This window comes from Bacteroides sp. MSK.20.82, from assembly GCF_019052485.1.
Lineage (GTDB): Bacteria > Bacteroidota > Bacteroidia > Bacteroidales > Bacteroidaceae > Bacteroides > Bacteroides thetaiotaomicron.
The window spans coordinates 1-2087 of record NZ_JAHQUN010000114.1 but is presented as its reverse complement, the minus strand read 5'-3'; the positions used below and the strand labels follow the sequence as shown (position 1 = coordinate 2087).

Sequence of the window (2087 nt, the reverse complement as noted above, 5' to 3'; positions counted from 1 at the left end):
AAAGGAATGAAATCGTAATTCCAAACATAGCTTTACGGTGTATATCAGCCCACGCCAATAAGCGTTCACAAGCGTTATTAACTCCGAATTTTTGAAATATTTTAGTAAGAAGAACAACTGTAGCTTGCTCGGCTTTAGTCTTGATACTTTCTTTTCTATCATTCTTTTTATGTTTAAACAGTTTCATTAGAAATTCTTTTTTACTTTATAATCTAGGTCTTTGTTTAGTATCGTTTTCCAATCTGTGATAATAAGTCCATGAGGATTATTTTCAGTGCGTGGAATTTGTCTTAATTTCCCTGTAGTTACAAGTTGCCTTTTTAGAATAGAGGTTTCTCGCTCTATACGTTGGATGCCATAGTACTCAAAAGATAGGTTGTTCATGTCCACCTTGATACTATCTGTCATAATTGTTACTGTTGCAGAACTCGCTAATATGGTGTTGAAATATCCTTTTTCTTTTAAATTATTATATTGTTTTAATCCGCTATCATCAATTAGATACATGGCTTTTTCCATGTTGTATTTTATAAATTCATCGTCTGGTGGTAATGTGAAAAATAAAGTGTGGAATAGATTTATGTGGCTCTTACATTCGACTTCCAAGTTGACTTCTGTACCAGTTTGTTTTACTAGTACAGGGACATCATTATCCAAAACATATATTTTTTTTCTTTCAGCTTTTACTAAAGAGAAACAAAAGGCTAGTACCATACCTGAAATAACTATACTAGTTGCAAAACAGCCAATGGATAAAATTCCGGCTAATTTGATTTTATTTTCTAAGTTTTTAATAATCATGATTATGTGAATTTAAAATTTAATGAATCTTTTTACATAGCTGCACTGGCTCCACCTGTAGCCGGAGCTGCTACAGCTTTGGTTGCGATGGCTGCTCCTCCAACCATGCCTCCTACTGCTTGCCCTACTCCAGTTGTACTTACAATCCATGTAGAAACAAAAGGTATTGTAAGCATGGCAAATGCTCCAAGTAATGCTGTAAGAAGGAAGCTATTGACACCTCCAGAGGTCATTCCGACATACATGACAAATGCAGCTTCATTTCTAAGCGCATATTCTAAAATTTCAATTTCTCTTTCTATCCCATATTGCATTACTACTAAAGAAATTGATAATACTATATATGCAATACATGAATATAAACTAACACTGACAAAACGAGCTATCCATTGTATATAAGCATCCCGAAATGCAGGTAAAACAGAGAATGCAAAAGCTAGTGGACCAAGAATAACTAATATTCCTGTGAATATGATTTGTAGGAAAAAGACAAAATAGGTACATACTTGCCAAAAAGTAACGACAATAAATTCAATGATATTAAACATTATCATTTTAACCTTAGCGACTACATATACATATAATCCAGCTATCTTGTCTCCAATAGCTGAGAAGTCTATACTAAAATCATACCATTTCTTATCCTTAACTTCATTTTCGGCTCTTTCAACTTCTAATGAAGTATGTAATAACTCTACTGCTACGCTATCAATGAGTGCATATCTATTACGAGAAAGTAATTCTACTTCTTCTATCTGATTCGTAAACATAGCCTTGCTTCGTGCTGTTAATAACTCTCCGGGATAACTGATTAGATTAATAAAGGGAATCCAGAACATAAGAACCAATCCCAGTGCGAATGGACGCAATAACGGGATAATCTCTAATTTTTTATCTCCACTCATCATTTTGAAGCTTTCTACTCCAAAATATAACAACATAAAGATTGCTGCCAATGCTTTTGCATCCGCAATAAATTCTCCGAATAGAACAGTTGTTTTATCTCTTAGTCCATCAAATAATTCAAATAAGAATTTATCTATTAACTCATTCATGGCTCATTATTGTTTTATTTATATTATTCAATCTTGTTATTAATGAAAGAACCTCTATTAGTTCTTTATCAAAATCTAAATAGGCTTCCCTTTTTTTAGAGTTACTCATATGTGAATCATGGATTATATCTATGTTCTTTTTTATTCTAGTAACTTCATCAGTTATAACTTCAACATGTTCTTTATTACCGCCATTAGAAGAATATTCGACAAGTTTTTTATTTATATCAT

2 protein-coding genes and 2 pseudogenes are annotated in these 2087 nt (G+C 32.4%); all 4 read right to left on the bottom strand.

From position 1 onward, the window contains the following. A pseudogene (locus tag KTR07_RS27990) lies at positions 1-187 on the bottom strand (hypothetical protein); the annotation flags it as partial. After that, positions 187-801, bottom strand: coding sequence for a conjugative transposon protein TraK (gene traK, locus KTR07_RS27985; RefSeq protein WP_005647312.1), 615 nt, complete (start codon positions 799-801; stop codon positions 187-189). The gene traK and the pseudogene KTR07_RS27990, both read right to left, overlap by 1 nt. A gap of 32 nt (positions 802-833) precedes the next feature. After that, entirely contained in the window at positions 834-1856 is a 1023-nt protein-coding gene (locus KTR07_RS27980) for a plasmid transfer protein (RefSeq protein ID WP_217315577.1), read from the bottom strand. Then, positions 1849-2087, bottom strand: a pseudogene (locus KTR07_RS27975) (hypothetical protein); the annotation flags it as partial. The gene KTR07_RS27980 and the pseudogene KTR07_RS27975, both read right to left, overlap by 8 nt.